This window comes from Rhodoplanes sp., from assembly GCF_013377085.1.
Lineage (GTDB): Bacteria > Pseudomonadota > Alphaproteobacteria > Rhizobiales > Xanthobacteraceae > Rhodoplanes.
In genome coordinates, this window is the sequence record NZ_JACAAX010000006.1 from 103,566 (window position 1) to 122,038 (window position 18,473).

Below are 18,473 nucleotides of genomic sequence, written 5' to 3' on the forward strand. Positions count from 1 at the left end.
CGCGTCGAGAACCCGAAAAAATGATCGAAAAAACCTATCAGCCTGCCGCCATCGAGGACCGCATCTCGGCCGCCTGGGAGACCGCGCAGGCGTTCCGGGCCGGTCGGCCAGAGCGGCGGACGGCGGCGCCTTATTGCCTGGTGATCCCGCCGCCCAACGTCACCGGCTCGCTCCACATGGGGCACGCCCTCAACAACACCCTGCAGGACGTGCTGGTGCGCTTCGAGCGCATGCGCGGCCGCGATGTGCTGTGGCAGCCGGGGACCGACCATGCCGGCATCGCCACCCAGATGGTGGTCGAGCGCCAGCTCATGGAGCGCCAGGAGCCGTCGCGCCGCGACATGGGCCGCGAGGCGTTCCTGGAGCGCGTCTGGGCCTGGAAGGCGGAATCGGGCGGCACCATCGTCAACCAGCTCCGGCGGCTCGGCGCCTCCTGCGACTGGTCGCGCGAGCGCTTCACCATGGACGAGGGCCTGTCCCGCGCCGTTCTGAAGGTGTTCGTCGAGCTTTACGACCAGGGGCTGATCTACAAGGACAAGCGGCTGGTCAACTGGGACCCGAAGCTCCTGACCGCCATCTCGGATCTCGAGGTGCAGCAGGTCGAGGTGAAGGGGAACCTCTGGTACATCCGCTACCCGGTGGAGGGTACCCAGGAGACCATCACGGTCGCGACCACCCGGCCGGAGACCATGCTGGGCGATACCGCGGTCGCCGTGCATCCCGACGACGAGCGCTACCAGCACCTCATCGGCAGCCATGTGATCCTGCCGCTGGTCGGCCGCCGCATCCCGATCGTCGCCGACACCTATTCGGACCCGGAGAAGGGCACGGGCGCGGTCAAGATCACGCCGGCGCACGATTTCAACGACTTCGAGGTCGGCCGGCGGCACCATCTGCCGCTGGTCAGCGTGCTCGACACCGAAGGCCGGCTCGATCTCGCCGAGAACGCCGCCTTCCTGGAGGACGTGCCGGTCACCGAGGCGCTGCAGGAGACCATCGCGCTGCATGGGCTCGACCGCTTCGAGGCCCGCAAGAAGATCGTCGAGCGGCTGGAGGCCGAGGGCCTGCTCGAGAAGATCGAGCCGCACCCCCACATGGTGCCGCACGGCGACCGCTCCGGCGCCGTGATCGAGCCGTTCCTGACCGACCAGTGGTACGTCAACGCCAAGGCGCTGGCAGTGCGCGCCATCGAGGCGGTGCGAGACGGCTCGACCGTGTTCGTTCCGAAGACCTGGGAGAAGACCTATTTCGAGTGGATGGAGAACATCCAGCCCTGGTGCATCTCCCGCCAGCTCTGGTGGGGCCACCAGATCCCGGCCTGGTACGGGCCGGACGGAAAGGTGTTCGTCGCCGAGACCGAGGAGGAGGCGGTCGCCCGCGCGCTCGCTTATTACGCCGAGACCGAGGCCATCACGCCCATGGAAGGGCACGACATGGCGCTCGACCCGGAGAGCCGCGAGCCCTTCCTGATCCGCGACGAGGACGTGCTCGACACCTGGTTCTCGTCGGCCCTGTGGCCGTTCTCGACGCTGGGCTGGCCGGACCAGACCCCGGAGGTCGCGCGGTTCTACCCGACGAGCGTGCTCGTGACCGGGTTCGACATCATTTTCTTCTGGGTTGCCAGGATGATGATGATGGGACTTCACTTCATGGACGAGGTCCCGTTCAAGACCGTCTACATCCACGCCCTGGTCCGCGACGAGCGCGGCCAGAAGATGTCGAAGTCCAAGGGCAACGTCATCGACCCCCTGGAGCTGATCGACCAGTACGGCGCCGATGCGCTGCGCTTCACGCTCGCCGCCATGGCGGCGCAGGGCCGCGACATCAAGCTCGCCAAGTCCCGGGTCGAGGGCTACCGCAACTTCGCGACCAAGCTGTGGAACGCCTGCCGGTTCGCCGAGATGAACGGCTGCGCCGCCGTGCCGGGCTTCAATCCGCGCGCCAACGACAGCGTTCTCAATCGCTGGATCGGCCACGAGCTGTCCCGCACGGTCGCCGAGACCACCGAGGCGCTGGAGGCCTACAAGTTCAACGAGGCGGCGGCCAGCGTCTATCGCTTCGTCTGGAACGTCTATTGCGACTGGTATCTCGAACTCGCCAAGCCGGTCCTGCTCGGGGCGGACGGGCCGGAGAAGACCGAGACCCGGGCCATGGTGGCCCATGTCCGCGACGAGATCATCAAGCTCCTGCACCCGTTCATGCCGTTCGTGACCGAGGAGCTGTGGGCCGTCACGGCGGAAGGCGGCGACCCGCGAAAAAGCCTGCTGGCGCTTGCGCCTTGGCCGGAGCCGAAGGGCCTCGACGACGAGGAGGCGGAGGCGGAGATCGGCTGGGTCATCGATCTGGTGACGGCGGTGCGCTCGGTGCGGGCCGAGATGAACGTCCCGCCCGCGACCTTGCTGCCGCTGGTGCTCACCGGCGCCCGCATGACCGCCGAACGCGCCAAGCGGCTGCCCGAGGTGATGCGGCTGGCGCGGCTGTCCGGAATCGAGTCCGCCGACGCCGTGCCGAAGGGCTCGGTCCAGCTCGTGGTCCGCGGCGAGGTGGCGGCGATTCCGCTCGCCGGCGTCATCGACCTCGCGGCCGAGCGGGCCCGCCTCGGCAAGGAGAAGGCCAAGGCCGAGGCCGACATCGCCCGGGTCGACGGCAAGCTCGGCAATGCCGACTTCCTGGCCCGCGCCCCCGAGGAGGTGGTCGAGGGCGAGCGCGAGAAGCGCGAGGAGGCGATGGCCCGCCGGGCCAAGATCCTCGAGGCGCTGGAGCGGCTCAAGGACGCCGGCTGAAGCGCCCGCCGGGCGGGTCCGCCAGGACCCGACTCGTCGGGGCTGGTGCCCGTTCGCGCAGCGGCGGCTGCGGCAGTCTTGTGCTGCGGCCGCCACGAACCCCGCCAAAATGGGGGACGGCGCGCGATTTCGCTTAAATTCCAGCCTCGGTTGCCGGTATCTTGGGCGCCTCGAAACGCCTTCGGACCGCCGCGCCCTTTTCGGGCGCAGGGACTGCCCCGATCCCGTCCTGCCCGGCGTCCGACCACTCGCAACGGAGCGCCGCTATGAAACTCGTCACCGCCGTCATCAAACCCTTCAAGCTGGACGACGTCCGCGACGCCCTCTCGGCCGCGGGCGCCCAGGGCATGACCGTCACCGAGGTCAAGGGCTACGGCCGCCAGAAGGGCCATAAGGAAATCTACCGGGGCGCCGAGTACACGGTGGCGTTCCTCCCCAAGGTGCGGGTCGACATCGTGGTCGACGACGACCGGGTCGAGCGCGTGCTGGAGGCGATCCGCGGCGCCGCCCGCACCGACCATATCGGCGACGGCAAGATCTTCGTCACCACGGTCGAGCGGGCGGTGCGCATCCGCACCGGCGAGACCGACGTCGACGCGCTCTGAGCGCCGGGTCGCAAGGGGGGACACCGCTATGACTCCAACACGCCCGTGGCGCCGGTTCGGCGCCGCGACGGTGGCCGCCGCCGTGTTGGCGGCGCTCGCGCTCGGGCCGGCCGCCGCACAGGACCCCGCACAGGCCGCCGGCAAGATCGATGCGGCCGACACCGCCTGGATGATCGCCGCGACCGCGCTGGTGCTGATGATGAGCATCCCGGGGCTGGCGCTGTTCTATTCCGGCATGGTCCGCAAGAAGAACATCCTCGCCACCATGGCCCAGACCTTCGTCGCCACCGCGCTGGGCTCGGTGCTGTGGGCCGTGCTCGGCTACTCGTTGACATTTTCGGGCGACGGCGCCGTGATCGGCTCGCTCGACCGGGTGATGCTGCACGGCATCGGCCTCGACACGGTCAGCCCGCTCGCCAAGACCATCCCCGAGATGCTGTTCATGCTCTACCAGATGACCTTCGCGGTCATCACGGTGGCGCTGGTGGCCGGCTCGGTCGCCGACCGCATGCGGTTCTCGGCCTTCGTCTGGTTCGCGTTCGGCTGGCTGTTCCTGGTCTATGTGCCGATCGCCCACTGGGTGTGGGGCGGCGGCTTCCTGATGCAGCTCGGCACCATCGACTTCGCCGGCGGCCTGGTGGTCCATCTCAATGCCGGCGTCGCCGGCCTGGTCGCCGCCCTGGTGCTCGGCCGCCGGCACGGCTACGGAGCCGAGAACTTCGCCCCGCACGACCTGTCGCTCGCCGTGATCGGCACCGGCCTGCTGTGGGTCGGCTGGTTCGGCTTCAACGGCGGCTCGGCGCTGGGGGCCGGCTCGCGCGCCGTGTTCGCCATCGTGGCCACCCATCTCGCCGCCGCCTCCGGGGCACTCGCCTGGCTGGCGCTCGAATGGCTGACCCGCGGCAAGCCGTCGGTGCTCGGCATGATCTCGGGGGCGGTCGCCGGCCTCGGCACCATCACGCCGGCCTCCGGCTTCGTGCTGCCCTGGCACGGTATCGTCATCGGCCTGATGGCCGGTGTCATCTGCTTCTATGCCTGCACCTGGCTGAAGACCAAGCTCGGCTACGACGACTCCCTCGACGTCTTCGGCGTCCACGGCATCGGCGGCGCCGTCGGCACGCTGCTTGCCGGGGTGTTCGCGACCGCGGCGGTGTCGGCCACTCCGGAGCTGCCGGGCGGGGTCCCGGGCCTGCTCGAAGGCCATCCGGAGCAGCTCGTCGCCCAGCTCTACGGCGTGCTGGCGATTCTCGCCTGGTCGGGCCTCGTCACCTTCGTGCTGCTGATGCTGGTCCAGCGGCTGGTGCCGCTGCGGGTCGGCCGCCAGCAGGAGATCGAGGGGCTCGACGTCACCCAGCACGGCGAGGCGCTGCAGTAAGGCTGCGCCCATGGGGTTCGGAGAGGCGGTCCCGGGACACCGGGGCCGCCGCCGCAGCCTTCGATCGTCGGTCCAATCGAATTTCTGGTTCAGCGCACCGGCCGGGCCGGCGCCGCCGGCCGGAACGGCCGGCTGAGATAGGGCGAGCCCTTCAGCCCGTAGCGCCACGGCTTCTCGGCCGCCTTGGTGATGCCTATCCGCGGACCGGCGACGATCGCGGGCTTTTTGGCGCGCGCCAGCAGAACGAAGGGGGCCGCGTCGAGCGGGGCGCCGTCGAGTGCCCTGGTGATGCCGAGGGCCTGGCACAGCCGGCCCGGCCCGCTGCACAGGAGGCGCTCGTCCTCGACGCCACGCCGCGCCCGCATCGCCTCCAGCCCGGCGGTCGGCGCCAGCGCCCGGATCAGCACGGCGCTCGCCTCGCCCTCCGGCTCGCACACCGCGTTCACGCACCAGTGGATGCCGTAGGACCGGTAGACATACGCATGGCCGGGCGGGCCGAACATCACGGCGTTGCGCGCGGTGCGCCCGACATAGCTGTGCGCCGCCGGGTCGGTGTGGTGGTAGGCCTCGACCTCGACGATGACGCCGCCGACGCCGTCGACCAAAAGGGTCGCGCCGATCAGCCCGGGCGCGACGCGATGGACGCTGCGGTCGAAGAAGCGGCGCTGCAAAGGGGACGGGGCACGGGGGAGGGCGGTCGTCTGCATGGTGAAGGAAATCTCGACGAGATCGATCGCTTCGTCACCGTCGCTTTGACGGTCCGGCGACGGTGGCTGTGCATAGTGGCGCCGGGGCGACGGGGTTTTCTGCAGATTGATCGTGCATGCAGGACGCCGCGCGTCGCGTGGCGGTCTGTGCACGCGTGACCACAGCGTGTGTCGCGGCAGCAACAGGGGATCAACATTTCCGTGACCGGGCCGGTAACGACCCTAAACGCCTATTTTCCGCCACACGCCTCCACGATTTCGAATGGGTCCAGATCGCAGTCCACGACGCCCGTGAGCGTCGGTCGTCCGCGATCTCGACCGGGGACATGACGCGAGATGGATGCCAGGACCGACCTCAAGAGCAGGCTGCCCAGCCGGCACGTGACCGAGGGTCCCGACCGCGCGCCGCATCGGTCCTACTACTACGCCATGGGCCTCACCAAGGAGCAGATTCACCAGCCCTTCGTCGGGGTGGCGAGCTGCTGGAACGAGGCCGCGCCGTGCAACATCGCGCTGATGCGGCAGGCCCAGGCGGTGAAGAAGGGCGTCGCTGCCGGTGGCGGCACGCCGCGCGAGTTCTGCACCATCACGGTGACGGACGGCATCGCCATGGGCCACGAGGGCATGAAGTCCTCGCTGCCGTCTCGCGAGGTCATCGCCGACTCGGTCGAGCTGACCATGCGGGGCCACGCCTATGACGCGCTGGTCGGGATCGCCGGCTGCGACAAGTCGCTGCCCGGCATGATGATGGCCATGTGCCGGCTGAACGTGCCGTCGATCTTCATCTATGGCGGCTCGATCCTGCCCGGCACCTTCAAGGGGCAGCCCGTCACGGTTCAGGACGTCTTCGAGGCGGTCGGCCGCCACTCGGTCGGCGACCTCTCCGACGCCGACCTCGACGAGCTCGAGCAGGTCGCCTGTCCGTCGGCCGGCGCCTGCGGGGCGCAGTTCACCGCAAACACCATGGCGACCGTCTCCGAGGCGATCGGCCTGGCGCTGCCTTACTCGGCCGGCGCGCCGGCGCCCTTCGAGATGCGCGACCGCTTCTGCATGACGGCCGGCGAGCTGATCGTCGACCTGATCCGGCGCAACATCCGGCCTCGCGATATTGTGACCCGCGAGGCGCTGGAAAATGCCGCCGCCGCGGTTGCGGCCACGGGCGGTTCGACCAATGCTGCGTTGCATCTTCCGGCGATCGCCAACGAGTGCGGTATCGCCTTCGATTTGTTCGATGTGTCCGATGTGTTCAAGCGTACCCCATATATTGCGGACCTCAAGCCGGGCGGCCGATACGTCGCCAAGGATCTGTTCGAGGTCGGCGGCATTCCGCTCATCCTCAAGACGCTTCTCGACCACGGCTTCCTGCACGGCGACTGCATGACCGTGACGGGCCGCACCATGGCCGAGAACCTCGCCCATGTGGCCTGGAACAAGGCGCAGGACGTCGTGCGTCCCGCCAACCGTCCGCTGCTGCCGACCGGCGGCGTGGTCGGCCTCAAGGGCAATCTCGCTCCCGACGGCGCCATCGTGAAGATCGCCGGCATGGAGAGCCTCACCTTCACGGGCCCGGCGCGCTGCTTCGACGGCGAGGAGGCCTGCTTCGAGGCGGTCAAGAAGCGCCGCTACAAGGACGGCGACGTGCTGGTCATCCGCCACGAGGGGCCGCAGGGCGGCCCCGGCATGCGCGAGATGCTGGCCACGACGGCGGCGCTGTACGGCCAGGGCACCGGCGGCAAGGTCGCGCTGATCACCGACGGGCGCTTCTCCGGTGCCACCCGCGGCTTCTGCGTCGGCCATGTCGGCCCCGAGGCGGCGGCCGGCGGGCCGATCGGCCTCCTGCGCGACGGCGACATCATCGAGATCGACGCCGACGCCGGCACCCTGAACGTCAAGCTGCCGAAGGCGGAGCTCGACCGGCGCCGCGAGGATTTCAAGACCAAACGGACGACGGCGACGTCGGGTTACTTGTGGAAATACGCCCAGCAGGTGGGCCCGGCGCGGACCGGCGCCGTCACCCATCCGGGCGCTGTGGCCGAGAAGAAGTGTTATGCGGACGTCTAGTCGTATAGGCATTCTCGCCGTTGCGGGCCTGGCCATCGGGCTGGGGACCGCGCTCGCGTTCGACGGCTCGCGCACGCCGGGCGAGATCGCGCCCGCCGTGAGCGTCGATCTTTTCCCGCGCGGTACCGTCATCATGTCGCCGGGGCGGCTGCCGTCGCCGCCGGAGCTGCGCAGCATCACGCCGGTCGAAGCCTTCCGCTCGGGGGCCCAGGCGCTGCGTGCCGGCGATACCAAGGGCGGCGTCTCCTCGCTCGAATACGCCGCGGCGAGCGGCCACCCGATCGCCCAGTGGAAGCTCGGCCGCATGTATGCGGACGGCGACGGCGTCAAGCAGGACGACGTGCGTGCCTTCGAGTATTTCCGCGAGGTCGCCGACGCCCATGCGGACGAGAGCCCGGGCACGCCGCGGGCCCGCTTCGTCGCCAACGCCTTCGTGGCGCTCGGCGGCTACTATCTCGACGGCATCCCGAACTCGACCGTGAAGGCCGACCCGGACCGGGCCCGCGAGATGTACACCTATGCGGCGTCCTATTTCGGCGATCCCGACGCCCAGTACCATCTCGGCCGCATGTATCTCGAAGGCCCCGGCGGCGTGAAGGATGCTCGCCAGGCGGCGCGTTGGCTGCAGCTCGCCGCCAACAAGGGCCAGTACCAGGCCCAGGCATTGCTCGGCGCCATGCTGTTCAAGGGCGAGGCGGTGCCGCGCCAGGGCGCCCGCGGCCTGATGTGGCTCACCCTCGCCCGCGACGCCGCGACGGCCCAGGAGGCCTGGATCTCCGACATGCACGCCGCCGCCTTCAAGACGGCGACCGACGACGAGCGGGCGACGGCGCTCTCCTATATCGAGCGCTGGCTGCGCGGCGGCCGGCGGGAGTAGGGGCGGCGAAGTCCAAGTACAGCAGAAAACGGGGCCCGAACGAACCCGGCGGCCGCTGCCGGCTCAGGCCGCGTCGATAGCCAGGTCGCACCACACCGGCACGTGGTCGGACGGCTTGTCCCAGCCGCGCACATGCTTGTCGATGCCGGCGGCGACGAGCCGGTCGGCCGCCTGCGGGGACAGCAGCAGGTGATCGATCCGCAGGCCCATGTTCTTCTGCCAGCAGCCCGCCTGATAGTCCCAGAACGTGTAGAGGCCGGGAGCGTCCGAGCCCGCCCGGATCGCGTCCGTGAAGCCCATCGTCGTCAGCGCCGAGAACCTCTCCCGGGTGGTCGGCAGGAAGAGGGCGTCCTTCGCCCAGGCCTCGGGATTGGGGACATCCTTTTCGGACGGCAGCACATTGTAGTCGCCGGCCATCACGAACGGCTCCTCCAGCGCCAGGCGCTCCTGCGCATAGGCAGCGAGGCGGTCCATCCAGCGCAGCTTGTAGGGGTACTTCTCGGTGCCGACCGGGTTGCCGTTGGGCAGGTAGAGGCATGCGACCCGGACCGCGCCGCCGCTCCCGGTCGAGACGACGCCCTCGAGGAAGCGGGCGTGGTCGTCGGCCGGATCGCCGGGCAGGCCTGCCGTCACCTCGTCGAAGGGCCGGCGCGACAGCAGGGCGACGCCGTTGAAGGTTTTTTGGCCGTGCACGGCCACGTTGTAGCCGGCGGCCTCGATCGGATCGCGCGGAAACGCGTCGTCGACACACTTGGTCTCCTGCAAGCAGACGATGTCGGGCCGCCGCTCCGCCAGCCAGGAGAGCAGGTTGTCGAGGCGCTGCTTCACCGAATTAACATTCCAGGTTGCAATGCGCATCGAATGACCGTTTCGACTAACGTTCCGTTGTCGGGCAGCGGGGACAATGCCTTGTCAAGCTGCGACAAATCAATCACGTTTTGGAATAACCGCGGCTGGGCCGCTGCACGGCCTGCGGCGGTATGCTATTTGCAGCAGTTGGTAGTATAACTTGCCAGTACGGTCGGCACCCCCGGCGCTGTTCCGTTGCTGATCGAGGATCCGATGGCCTCGTTGCTGTTCGACTCCTGGTTTGGTGACGAGAGTGCGCGTCGCGGTCATCATGCGCGGCCCATCCGGTTCTCCCGAACTTGACCCTCGGCATTCGGACGACGACGGACCCGACATGATGCGAAAACGCCTTTTCTGGGGTTTGGTGGGAGTGCTTGCGCTCGCGGGCAGCGCCTTTGCGGTTCAGTGGCTCGGCACCGGTGACAAGGGTGCGGGCGCCGCCGTGCGGGCCACCGGCCCGCGGGCCGTCGTCGTCACCACCGACACGGCGACGCGCAAGAAGGCGCCCGTGCTGATCGAGGCGCTCGGCTCGGTGACGCCGCTCGCCACTGTCGCGCTGCGCACCCGTATCGACAGCGAGATCCTCGCCATTCATTTCGAGGACGGCGCGCTGGTGAAGAAGGGCGACCTGCTGGTCACCCTCGACAGCCGCGCCATCGAGGCCCAGATCCGCCAGGCCGAAGGGCAGCTCGCCCGCGACAAGGCGCAGCTCGAAGGCGCCGAGCGCGATTTCAAGCGCTACACCGAGCTGGTGGCGCGTGCAGCGACCCCGCAGGTCAATCTCGACAACGCCAAGACACAGTCCGACGTCTACCGGGCCGCGATCCTGACCAGCCAGGCGACGATCGAGAACCTCAAGGTGCAACTCGGCTACACGTCCATCCGGGCGCCCATCACGGGCCGGATCAGCCAGGCCAATGTGAAGGTCGGCAACCAGGTGCGCACCGCCGACATCTCGCCGATCGCCACCATCAACCAGATGGCGCCCGTCTACGTGTCGTTCACGGTGCCTCAGCGGGTGCTTCCGCAGATCCGCGCCGCCATCAACGACGAGGACTCGTCCGTCGAGGCGATCATTCCCGGCGAGAGCCGGCGCGCTCGCGGCCAGATCGCCATGGTGGAGAACGCGGTCGATTCGGCGACCGGCATGGCGACCATCCGGGCGGCGATGCCGAACCAGGACGAGCTCTTGTGGCCCGGCACGCTGGTGATGGCGCGGCTCACCCTGCGGGTCGAGGATGCCGTCACGGTGCCGGCCTCGGCCATCCAGGTCAGCCAGCAGGGCAGCTTCGTCTATGTGGTGAAGGACGGTGTCGCCCGCGTGCAGGCCGTCAACGTGCTGCGGACCAACGGTCCGCAGGCCGTCGTCGACTCGGGTCTCACCGGCGGCGAGACCGTGGTGACCGACGGCCACCTGCACCTCACCGACGGCGCCCGCGTCACGGTGCGCGGCGACCAAAGCGCGCCCCGCAAGGCCGGCGCTTGATCGGCGCCCCGCGCCGCAGCTCGCTTCCCGTACAGGCCCAGGCTCGCGCCACCCCAGGGCGGACTGCCAGGAGACGGACGCCGTGAAGATCTCGGAGACCTGCATCCGCCGCCCGGTGCTGACGACGCTGATCACGGCGTCGATGATCGTGTTCGGGATCTTCGCCTACCGGCTGCTCGCCGTCGCCGCGCTGCCGACCGTCGACTTTCCGACCATCGCCATCACGGCGACCCTGCCGGGCGCCAGCCCGGAGACCATGGCGGCCTCTGTCGCCTCGCCGATCGAGCGGCAGCTCTCGACCATTTCCGGAATCTCGTCGATGACCTCGATGTCGTCGCTCGGGACGACCCAGATCACCATTCAGTTCGATCTTGCCCGCGACATCGACGGCGCCGCGCTCGACGTGCAGACGGCGCTGTCGGTCGCGCAGCGCCGGCTGCCGATCGAGATGACGACGCCGCCGAGCTTCCGCAAGGTCAATCCCGGCGACTTCCCGATCCTCTACATCAGCCTGGTGTCGCCGACCCTGCCGCTGTCGACCATCAACGACTATGGCGAGATCACGCTGGCCCAGCAGATCTCGCAGATCCCCGGCGTCGCCCAGGTTCTGGTCTACGGAGCCCAGCGCTTCGCCGTGCGGGTGCAGGTCGATCCGGTCGCCGCGGCGGCCCGCAACATCTCGCTCGAGGATATTCGCAACGTCGTCGCCAAGACCAACTCCAACACGCCGGTCGGCACCATCTCGGGTCAGGAGCAGAACATCACCCTGACGGCGACGGCCGCGATGAACAAGGCGGCCGAGTACCGCAAGGTGGTGGTCGCCTTCCGCAACGGCACGCCGGTCAAGCTGGAGGACGTGGCGCGCGTCATCGACTCGGTCGAGAACGACAAGATCGCCAGCTTCTTCAACAACGAACGTGCCATCGTGCTGGCCATCCAGCGGCAGCCCGCCGCCAACACGGTGGCGGTGGTCGATGCCGTCATGGACCGGCTGCCGACCTACCGGGCGCAGATCCCGGCCGCCATCCGCATGGAGGTCTTGAACGACCGCTCGGCGTCGATCCGCGAGGCGGTCGCCGACGTGCAGGAGACGCTGGCCATTGCGATCTGCCTGGTCGTGCTGGTGATCTTCCTGTTCCTGCGCACCTTCTCGGCGACCTTCATCCCGGCGCTCGCCGTGCCGGTGTCGCTGATCGGCACCTTCGCGGTGATGTACGCGTTCGGCTTCTCCATCAACAACATGACCATGCTGGCCCTGACCCTGTCGGTCGGCTTCGTGGTCGACGACGCGATCGTCATGCTGGAGAACATCGTGCGCCATATAGAGGGCGGCATGCGCCCCTTCGAGGCGGCGCTGAAGGGCTCGCGCGAGATCGGCTTCACCATCGTGTCGATCACCTTCTCGCTGATCGCGGTGTTCATCCCGGTGCTGCTGATGGGCGGACTGGTCGGCCGGGTGTTCCGCGAGTTCGCCGTGACGATCGCGGTCGCCATCCTGATCTCGGGCTTCGTCTCCCTGACGCTGACGCCGATGTTGTGCGCCCGCGTGCTGCGCGCCCATCACCCCGACGACAAGCAGAATTTTGTGCTGCGGCTGTTCGAGCGCGGCTTCAATGGCATGCTGCGCGCCTACGAGGTGGCGCTCGACCTCGTGCTGCGCAACAAGCCGGTCGTGCTGGTGGTGACCGCGCTCACCATGATCGCCACCGTCTGGCTCTATGTCGTCGTGCCGAAGGGCTTCTTCCCGATCGAGGACACCGGGTTCATCTCGGCGACCGTCGAGGGGCCGGCCGACATCTCGTTCAAGGCGATGTTGGAGCGGCAGGCGCGTATCGCCGAGATCGTGCGGGCCGATCCGGCGGTCGACTACGTCAACTCGACGGTCGGGGTCGGCGGGCCGAACCCGACGCCGAACTACGGCCGCATGTTCATCGCGCTGAAGCCCAAGAAGGAGCGCCGCGAGAATGCCAATGCGGTGATCCAGCGGCTGCGGCAGAAGACCAGCGTCGCGGTCGGCATGGCGACCTATTTCCAGAACGTCCAGAACATCAACATCACGGGCCGCATCTCCAAGAGCGAGTACCAGTACACGCTGCAGTCAAGCGACACCGAGCAGCTCTACCGTCTCGCCCCGGAGTTGCGCGAGAAGATCGCGGCCCTGCCGGGGCTGCGTGACGTCACCACCGATCTCTACATCAGCAATCCGCAGATGACGGTCGAGATCGACCGCGAGCGCGCCGCCTTCTACGGCATCTCGGTCGACCAGGTGCGCCAGGAGCTGTTCAACGCCTTCGGCACCCGCCAGGTGGCGACCATCTACACGCCGTCGAACGACTATCAGGTGATCCTCGAGAGCCTGCCCGAGGTCCAGGCCGACCCATCGGGGCTCGAGCGGATCTTCCTCAAGACCAATGTCACGGGCGCGGCCGGCAACGTGCTCACCCCGGGCGGCGGCGTCACCGGCAACACGGCGGCGAACGGGCCCTCGATCCCGCTCTCGGCCGTCACCCGCACGGTGCGCACGGTCGGACCGCTGCAGGTCAACCACCAGGGCCAGCAGCCGGCCGTGACCATCTCGTTCAACCTGGCGCCCGGCTATTCGCTCGGCCAGGCCGTCGACGCCATCCGCGAGATCGAGCGCGAGTCGAACCTGCCGGCCTCGATCGCCACCGGCTTCCAGGGCTCCGCCCAGGTGTTCCAGGATTCCTTGCGTGGGCAGGGCGTTCTCGTCCTCGCCGCCGTGTTCGCCGCCTATGTGATGCTGGGCATTCTCTACGAGAGCTTCATCCATCCGATCACCATCATCTCGGGACTGCCCTCGGCCGGCGTCGGCGCGCTCCTGATCCTGATGCTGTTCAACATGGAGCTGTCGGTGATCGCCATGATCGGCATCGTCATGCTGGTCGGCATCGTCAAGAAGAACGCCATCATGATGATCGACTTCGCGGTCGAGCGCCGGCGCGTCGGGCTCAGCGCCGAGGCGGCGATGCGCGAGGCCTGCCTGCTGCGCTTCCGGCCGATCATGATGACCACCTTCGCGGCGATCTTCGGGGCGCTGCCGATCGCGCTGGGCACCGGCGCCGGCGCCGAGCTGCGCCAGCCGCTCGGCGTCGCCGTGGTGGGCGGCCTCGTCTTCTCGCAGCTCCTGACGCTGTTCATCACGCCGGTGATCTACATCTATCTCGACCGCATCGACCGCCGCCTGCGCCAGCGCCTCGAGCCGCAGCTCGAGACGGTCGGCGAGCGCGAAGAGCGCGAGCACGCCCCGGTCGCGGCCGAGTAGGAGCGGGGAGGCTCATCTCCCCATCGATGTCGGCTCCCGTGGCGGCTGGCCTGTTCAGCGGGCCGGCTCGGGGATCCGGGGCTCGTTCCGCGTCTTGAAGAGCGTATCGTAGTCGCCGCGCGCCTCGGCGAAGCGCAGTGGCTTCACCCGCTCGACACAGATCTCCTGGGCGCCCGTGGCGAGAAGCGCCATCGTCTCGGCGATGAAATCGGCGAGCGGCATGGCGGCCGGGTCGATCGCCTGCTGCGGTCCCATCAGCTCGGTCTGCACATAGGGCGGCACGATCTCGATCACCTCGACGGCCGTGGTTCTGAGCTGGAAGCGGAGCGACTGCGTGTAGGAGTGGATCGCCGCCTTGGTGGCGCTGTAGCTCGGCGTTGACGCCCGCGGCACGAAGGCGAGGCCGGACGACACCGTCATCACGGTGGCGCGCGGCTTCTTCATGAGGAAGGGCAGCAATGCCGCCGTCAGGCGGATCGGGCCGAGCAGGTTGGTGACGACCGTCGCCTCCGCCGTGCCGACGTCCTCGGGCTGCGCCAGGATGTCCTCGATCTTCATCATGCCGGCATTGTTGATGACGATGTCGAGGTCGGGATGCTGGGCCGTGACCTCGGCCGCAAAGGCCTTGATGGCGGCCGGATCCTCGATGTCGAGCGTGATCGAGGCCATGCCCGGATTGGCGGCTGTGGTCATATCGAGCGCCGCCTGCCGGCGCCCGGCGACGATCACCCGGTTGCCGAGGGCGTGAAAGGCCTCGGCGAGGCCGCGGCCGATCCCGGTGCCGCCGCCCGTGATCAGGATGGTGTTGCCGCTCATCTGCATGGTGTCGTCCTTTGCCGGGCAGCGCACACGGCTGCCGCCGACACCGAGGTAATGCAGCCACGGCAATTTGGAACCCCCTGCGCTGGCATGCATATTGCCAGTGTGTCTCTCAAAATCGGGAGACCACAGGATGAGACTGCGCAGGATTGTCATTGCCGCACTGGCCGGGCTCCTGGCCGCGACCGCGGCCGCCGGAGCCGAGGACTGGCCGACCAGGCCGGTCCGCGTGATCATTCCGTTCGGAGCCGGCAGCGCCACCGACGTGGTGCCGCGTGTCGTGCTGGAGCAGCTCTCGACGCAGCTCGGCCATCCCTTCGTGGTGGAGAACCGCGGCGGCGCCGGCGGCACCATCGGCACGGCGGCGGTCGCCAAGTCGGAGCCGGACGGCTACACGCTGCTCGCCCATTCGTCGGCCCACACCATCACGCCGGCGCTCTATCCGAACCTCTCCTATGACGTCGTCCAGGACTTCGTGCCGCTGGGCGTCGCCGGCAATCTGCCCAATGTGCTGATCGTCGCGCCGTCGACCGGCTACACCACCGTGCAGGAGTTCGTCGCCGCCGCCAAGGCCGATCCGGGCTCGTTCAATTTCGCTTCGGTCGGCATCGGCTCGGCCGTCCATCTCAGCGCCGAGCGGTTCCGCGCCAGCGCCGGCTACGAGGCCGTGCACATCCCGTTCAAAAGCGGCGCCGAGGCGCTGACCGAGGTGATCGCCGGCCGCGTCACCTACTATTTCTGTCCGATCGCCACCGCGCTGCCGCACATCCGATCCGGCCGCCTGCGGGCGCTGGCGGTGTCGAGCCCGACGCGCGCCGCCGCGCTGCCCGACGTGCCGACCACGCTGGAGGCCGGCTATCCGGATTCCGACTACACGCTGTGGATCGGCTTTTTCGCACCGGCCAGGACCAGCCCGGCGATCGTCGCCACGCTCGAGCGCGAGATCCGCAGGGCGGTCGACTCGGCGGCCGTGCGTGAAAAGTTCGCCCAGATCGGGGTCGAGCCGATGCCGCTCTCGACCGTGCAGTTCGGCACCCAGGTAAGCCGCGAGGTCTCGACCTATGCGGCCTTCGCCAAGGCGATCGGCATGAAGGTGAACTGACGGGCAGGGCACCAGGCGACCACCGGGGCGAGTGGGCGGGACGCCGTCGCCGGGCGATGCTCTCCACCGCCGCGGCGGATACGCCGCGGCGCCGGCTCCAGATGCTCGGAATACGGGACTAATCCTGGTGGTGTAATCGTTCCTTAAGACCTATCTCCGACGGTATCGCAATCTTGCATTGCGTCTCGTTCGCTTCGATCCGACGCACGGTCTGCCGATTACGGCCAGGGGATATCGATGCCCGTCGTGACTGCGCCCGCCGAGCCTCTCGCATCCCGTCTGGACACTTACACGACCTGGGTGCGGCAGCTCCGCTGTGGCCGGCCGGTGGCGCGCCTCGACGCCGACGCGGCCGATCCGCTGGCGGCGCTCGCCCGCGAGCTCGAGATGCTCGCCGACCAGATCAGCCGCCGCGAGCGCGAGTTCGACCGCCTGTTCGATCTCGTCCACATGGTCGATCAGGGCGTCCTGCTCGACGACGTGCTCAACCGCATCTTCGACTGGTTCGTCGACCTCATCCCCTACGATCGCATCGGCTGCGCCTTCGTCAGCCCCGACGGCCAACATCTCGCCGCGCATTGGGCCCGCTCCGTGCTGGGGCCGGTCCAGATTTCGGCCGGCTACTCGCAGCCGCTCGCCGGCAGCAGCCTGCAGGCCGTCCTGACGCGCGGCGAGCCGCGCATCCTCAATAATCTCGAGCAGTATCTCGCCGAGCATCCGGACTCCGATTCGACCCGCCGCATCGTGCGCGAGGGCGGTCGCTCCAGCTTCACCTGTCCGCTGATCGTCGGCCGCCGGCCGATCGGCGTGCTGTTCTTCACCAGCCGGGAGAAGGACACCTATCGCGAGATCCATCAGGCGGTCTTCCGGCAGATCGCCGCCCAGGTGGCGATCGTCATCGAAAAGAGCCGGCTCTATCAGGACATGGTCGACCACAATCGGCGCCTGCAGGAGGAGCGCAGCCTGCTCGCCGAGGCGGCGAGCCACGATCCCCTGACCGGGGCGCTCAACCGCGGCGCCATCATGACGGCGGTCGAGCAGGCCCTGCGCGACGCCTGCGCGGCGTCGCGGCCGATCGGCGTCGTGTTGTCCGACATCGATCATTTCAAGCCGATCAACGATGCCTGCGGCCACGCCGCCGGCGACGCCGCCTTGCGGGAGTTCACCCGTCGGCTCGGCGATGCGCTGCGCGAGGGCGACTTGGTCGGCCGCTACGGCGGCGAGGAGTTTCTGGTGCTGCTCAGGAACGTCGACACCAACGGCATCCGCAGCACGACCGAACGCCTGCGGGCGGCGATCGCCGGCACGCCGTTCGATCTCGGTTGCGCGACCCGGACCATCACGGCGAGCTTCGGAGCCGTGCTGGCCGACAGCGCCGAGGCTCCGGTCGCCGCGCTGGTCGCGGCCGCCGACCGCGCCCTCTACGTCGCCAAGAACAGCGGGCGCAACAAGGTGGTGGTGGGCTGACGCGAGGTGCTTTCAGCGCCGCGGGCCGCCGGCCGGCACGATGCCGGCGTCGCGCATCAACGGGGTCCAGCGGGCGATATCGGTGTTGATGAAGCGGGCGAAGGCTGTGCCGGTGATCGGCTGCGGCTCGGCGCCGAGCTCGGCGAGGCGCGTCAGCACGGCCGGCTCGGCCAGCACGGCCGTCACCTCGCTCTCGAGCCGCGCGACGATGTCGTCCGGGGTGTGACGGGGCGCGAGGAGACCGAACCAGCCGACCGAGTCGAAACCCGCGATGCCGGCCTCGGCGAGCGTCGGAACGCGCGCGAACAGCGGCGAGCGGGTCGCCCCTGTGAGCGCGACCGGAACCAGGCGGCCCGCATCGACCACGGGCCGCACCGTCTGGGGCGGCGCGAAGAGGAGGTCGATCCGGCCGCTGAGAAGCTCCTGCATGGCCTCGCCGGTGCCCTGATAAGGCACATGGGTGAGCGTGACTCCGGTCTCCTTTGCAAACAGCACGGCGATGAGATGGGAGGCGGCACCCGCCCCGGAGGAGCCGTAGCGCAGCGGCTCGCCGCGGGCCTGCCGGGCGCGGGCCAGATCGACCAGCGTGGCCACCGATCGGGCCGGCACGGCCGGATTGACGGTGACGACATAGGGCGGGGCGGCGAGCAGCGCGATCGGGGCGAGAAGCTTGGTGATGTCGAAGTCGTCCGCCGGGCTGCCGTCTGGGCCGCTGGCGGCGGCCAGCAGGGCGCCTGTCGAGGCCATCAGCAGCGTGTAGCCGTCCGGGGCGGCCCGCATCACGGCGCGCGTCGCGATGCCGCCGGACCCGCCCGGCATGTTGTCGACCACGCAGGGGCGCCGCCAGCGCTCGGCGAGCCGGTTCGCGGCGAGGCGGGCCAGGATGTCGGTGCCGCCGCTCGCCAGGAAGGGGACGACGATGTGGACCGTGCGGGTCGGGTAGTCGAGCGCGAGCGCCGGGCGCGCGGCCCAACCCGAGCCGAAGCCGGCGAGAGCGCCGAGCAGGGCCGAGCAGGAGTGCCGCCGCGTGAGCATGGCCGAAAAGGATCGCGTGGATGC

The 18,473-nt window shown here is 69.0% G+C and carries 13 protein-coding genes; 9 read left to right on the forward strand and 4 right to left on the reverse strand.

Annotation, left to right across the window (positions count from 1 at the left end; all coding sequences use genetic code 11):
- Window positions 1-20: 20 nt before the first annotated feature.
- The 3 genes from HXX10_RS06845 to HXX10_RS06855 all read left to right on the forward strand — a co-directional run bounded on the left by HXX10_RS06845 (window position 21) and on the right by HXX10_RS06855 (window position 4,763).
- A complete protein-coding gene (locus tag HXX10_RS06845) occupies window positions 21-2,783 on the forward strand; it encodes a valine--tRNA ligase (RefSeq protein ID WP_296520993.1) in 2,763 nt (920 codons plus the stop codon).
- Between the two features lie 266 nt (window positions 2,784-3,049).
- Window positions 3,050-3,388 carry a P-II family nitrogen regulator gene (locus tag HXX10_RS06850; protein ID WP_296520995.1) on the forward strand — a complete coding sequence of 113 codons (339 nt, stop codon included), beginning with the start codon at window positions 3,050-3,052 and terminating at the stop codon, window positions 3,386-3,388.
- A 28-nt stretch (window positions 3,389-3,416) separates the two neighbouring features.
- On the forward strand, window positions 3,417-4,763 hold the full coding sequence (locus tag HXX10_RS06855; RefSeq protein WP_296520997.1) for an ammonium transporter: 1,347 nt from the start codon (window positions 3,417-3,419) through the stop codon (window positions 4,761-4,763).
- An 89-nt stretch (window positions 4,764-4,852) separates the two neighbouring features.
- Here HXX10_RS06855 and HXX10_RS06860 read toward each other — a convergent pair whose 3' ends face one another.
- Window positions 4,853-5,470, reverse strand: a complete 618-nt coding sequence (locus HXX10_RS06860; protein WP_296521000.1) for a DNA-3-methyladenine glycosylase — start codon at window positions 5,468-5,470, stop codon at window positions 4,853-4,855.
- A gap of 336 nt (window positions 5,471-5,806) precedes the next feature.
- Here HXX10_RS06860 and ilvD point away from each other — a divergent pair, with 336 nt between their 5' ends.
- Together ilvD and HXX10_RS06870 are read left to right on the forward strand one after the other, a co-directional pair.
- Window positions 5,807-7,531 (forward strand): dihydroxy-acid dehydratase, encoded by a 1,725-nt coding sequence (ilvD, locus tag HXX10_RS06865; protein ID WP_296521002.1) that lies wholly within the window; start codon window positions 5,807-5,809, stop codon window positions 7,529-7,531.
- On the forward strand, window positions 7,518-8,408 hold the full coding sequence (locus HXX10_RS06870) for a tetratricopeptide repeat protein (RefSeq protein ID WP_296521004.1): 891 nt from the start codon (window positions 7,518-7,520) through the stop codon (window positions 8,406-8,408). The genes ilvD and HXX10_RS06870 overlap by 14 nt, the downstream gene beginning before the upstream one ends.
- 63 nt (window positions 8,409-8,471) lie before the next feature.
- Here the strand turns inward: HXX10_RS06870 and xth are convergent, their stop codons facing one another.
- Window positions 8,472-9,266 carry an exodeoxyribonuclease III gene (gene xth, locus HXX10_RS06875; protein ID WP_296521006.1) on the reverse strand — a complete coding sequence of 265 codons (795 nt, stop codon included), beginning with the start codon at window positions 9,264-9,266 and terminating at the stop codon, window positions 8,472-8,474.
- Between the two features lie 325 nt (window positions 9,267-9,591).
- Here xth and HXX10_RS06880 point away from each other — a divergent pair, with 325 nt between their 5' ends.
- Together HXX10_RS06880 and HXX10_RS06885 are read left to right on the forward strand one after the other, a co-directional pair.
- A complete protein-coding gene (locus HXX10_RS06880; protein ID WP_296521008.1) occupies window positions 9,592-10,743 on the forward strand; it encodes an efflux RND transporter periplasmic adaptor subunit in 1,152 nt (383 codons plus the stop codon).
- Window positions 10,744-10,825: 82 nt separating this feature from the next.
- On the forward strand, window positions 10,826-14,026 hold the full coding sequence (locus HXX10_RS06885; protein WP_296521010.1) for an efflux RND transporter permease subunit: 3,201 nt from the start codon (window positions 10,826-10,828) through the stop codon (window positions 14,024-14,026).
- A gap of 54 nt (window positions 14,027-14,080) precedes the next feature.
- Here HXX10_RS06885 and HXX10_RS06890 read toward each other — a convergent pair whose 3' ends face one another.
- Window positions 14,081-14,848, reverse strand: coding sequence for an SDR family oxidoreductase (locus HXX10_RS06890; RefSeq protein ID WP_296521014.1), 768 nt, complete (start codon window positions 14,846-14,848; stop codon window positions 14,081-14,083).
- Between the two features lie 130 nt (window positions 14,849-14,978).
- Here HXX10_RS06890 and HXX10_RS06895 point away from each other — a divergent pair, with 130 nt between their 5' ends.
- Both HXX10_RS06895 and HXX10_RS06900 read left to right on the forward strand, forming a co-directional pair.
- Window positions 14,979-15,947, forward strand: a complete 969-nt coding sequence (locus tag HXX10_RS06895) for a tripartite tricarboxylate transporter substrate binding protein (RefSeq protein WP_296521015.1) — start codon at window positions 14,979-14,981, stop codon at window positions 15,945-15,947.
- Window positions 15,948-16,184: 237 nt separating this feature from the next.
- Window positions 16,185-17,414, forward strand: a complete 1,230-nt coding sequence (locus HXX10_RS06900) for a sensor domain-containing diguanylate cyclase (protein WP_296521016.1) — start codon at window positions 16,185-16,187, stop codon at window positions 17,412-17,414.
- A gap of 12 nt (window positions 17,415-17,426) precedes the next feature.
- Here the strand turns inward: HXX10_RS06900 and HXX10_RS06905 are convergent, their stop codons facing one another.
- Window positions 17,427-18,449, reverse strand: a complete 1,023-nt coding sequence (locus tag HXX10_RS06905; protein ID WP_296521018.1) for a tripartite tricarboxylate transporter substrate binding protein — start codon at window positions 18,447-18,449, stop codon at window positions 17,427-17,429.
- Window positions 18,450-18,473 lie beyond the last annotated feature (24 nt).

Excerpts from the sequence above, each read along its gene's own strand:
- HXX10_RS06845 (WP_296520993.1), top strand. The coding sequence starts at position 21 with ATGATCGAAAAAACCTATCAGCCTGCCGCCATCGAGGACCGCATCTCG.
- HXX10_RS06880 (WP_296521008.1), top strand. The coding sequence starts at position 9,592 with ATGATGCGAAAACGCCTTTTCTGGGGTTTGGTGGGAGTGCTTGCGCTC.
- HXX10_RS06900 (WP_296521016.1), top strand. The coding sequence starts at position 16,185 with ATGCCCGTCGTGACTGCGCCCGCCGAGCCTCTCGCATCCCGTCTGGAC.
- HXX10_RS06895 (WP_296521015.1), top strand. The coding sequence starts at position 14,979 with ATGAGACTGCGCAGGATTGTCATTGCCGCACTGGCCGGGCTCCTGGCC.
- HXX10_RS06850 (WP_296520995.1), top strand. The coding sequence starts at position 3,050 with ATGAAACTCGTCACCGCCGTCATCAAACCCTTCAAGCTGGACGACGTC.
- HXX10_RS06890 (WP_296521014.1), bottom strand. The coding sequence starts at position 14,848 with ATGCAGATGAGCGGCAACACCATCCTGATCACGGGCGGCGGCACCGGG.
- HXX10_RS06905 (WP_296521018.1), bottom strand. The coding sequence starts at position 18,449 with ATGCTCACGCGGCGGCACTCCTGCTCGGCCCTGCTCGGCGCTCTCGCC.
- HXX10_RS06860 (WP_296521000.1), bottom strand. The coding sequence starts at position 5,470 with ATGCAGACGACCGCCCTCCCCCGTGCCCCGTCCCCTTTGCAGCGCCGC.
- ilvD (WP_296521002.1), top strand. The coding sequence starts at position 5,807 with ATGGATGCCAGGACCGACCTCAAGAGCAGGCTGCCCAGCCGGCACGTG.
- xth (WP_296521006.1), bottom strand. The coding sequence starts at position 9,266 with ATGCGCATTGCAACCTGGAATGTTAATTCGGTGAAGCAGCGCCTCGAC.
- HXX10_RS06855 (WP_296520997.1), top strand. The coding sequence starts at position 3,417 with ATGACTCCAACACGCCCGTGGCGCCGGTTCGGCGCCGCGACGGTGGCC.
- HXX10_RS06870 (WP_296521004.1), top strand. The coding sequence starts at position 7,518 with ATGCGGACGTCTAGTCGTATAGGCATTCTCGCCGTTGCGGGCCTGGCC.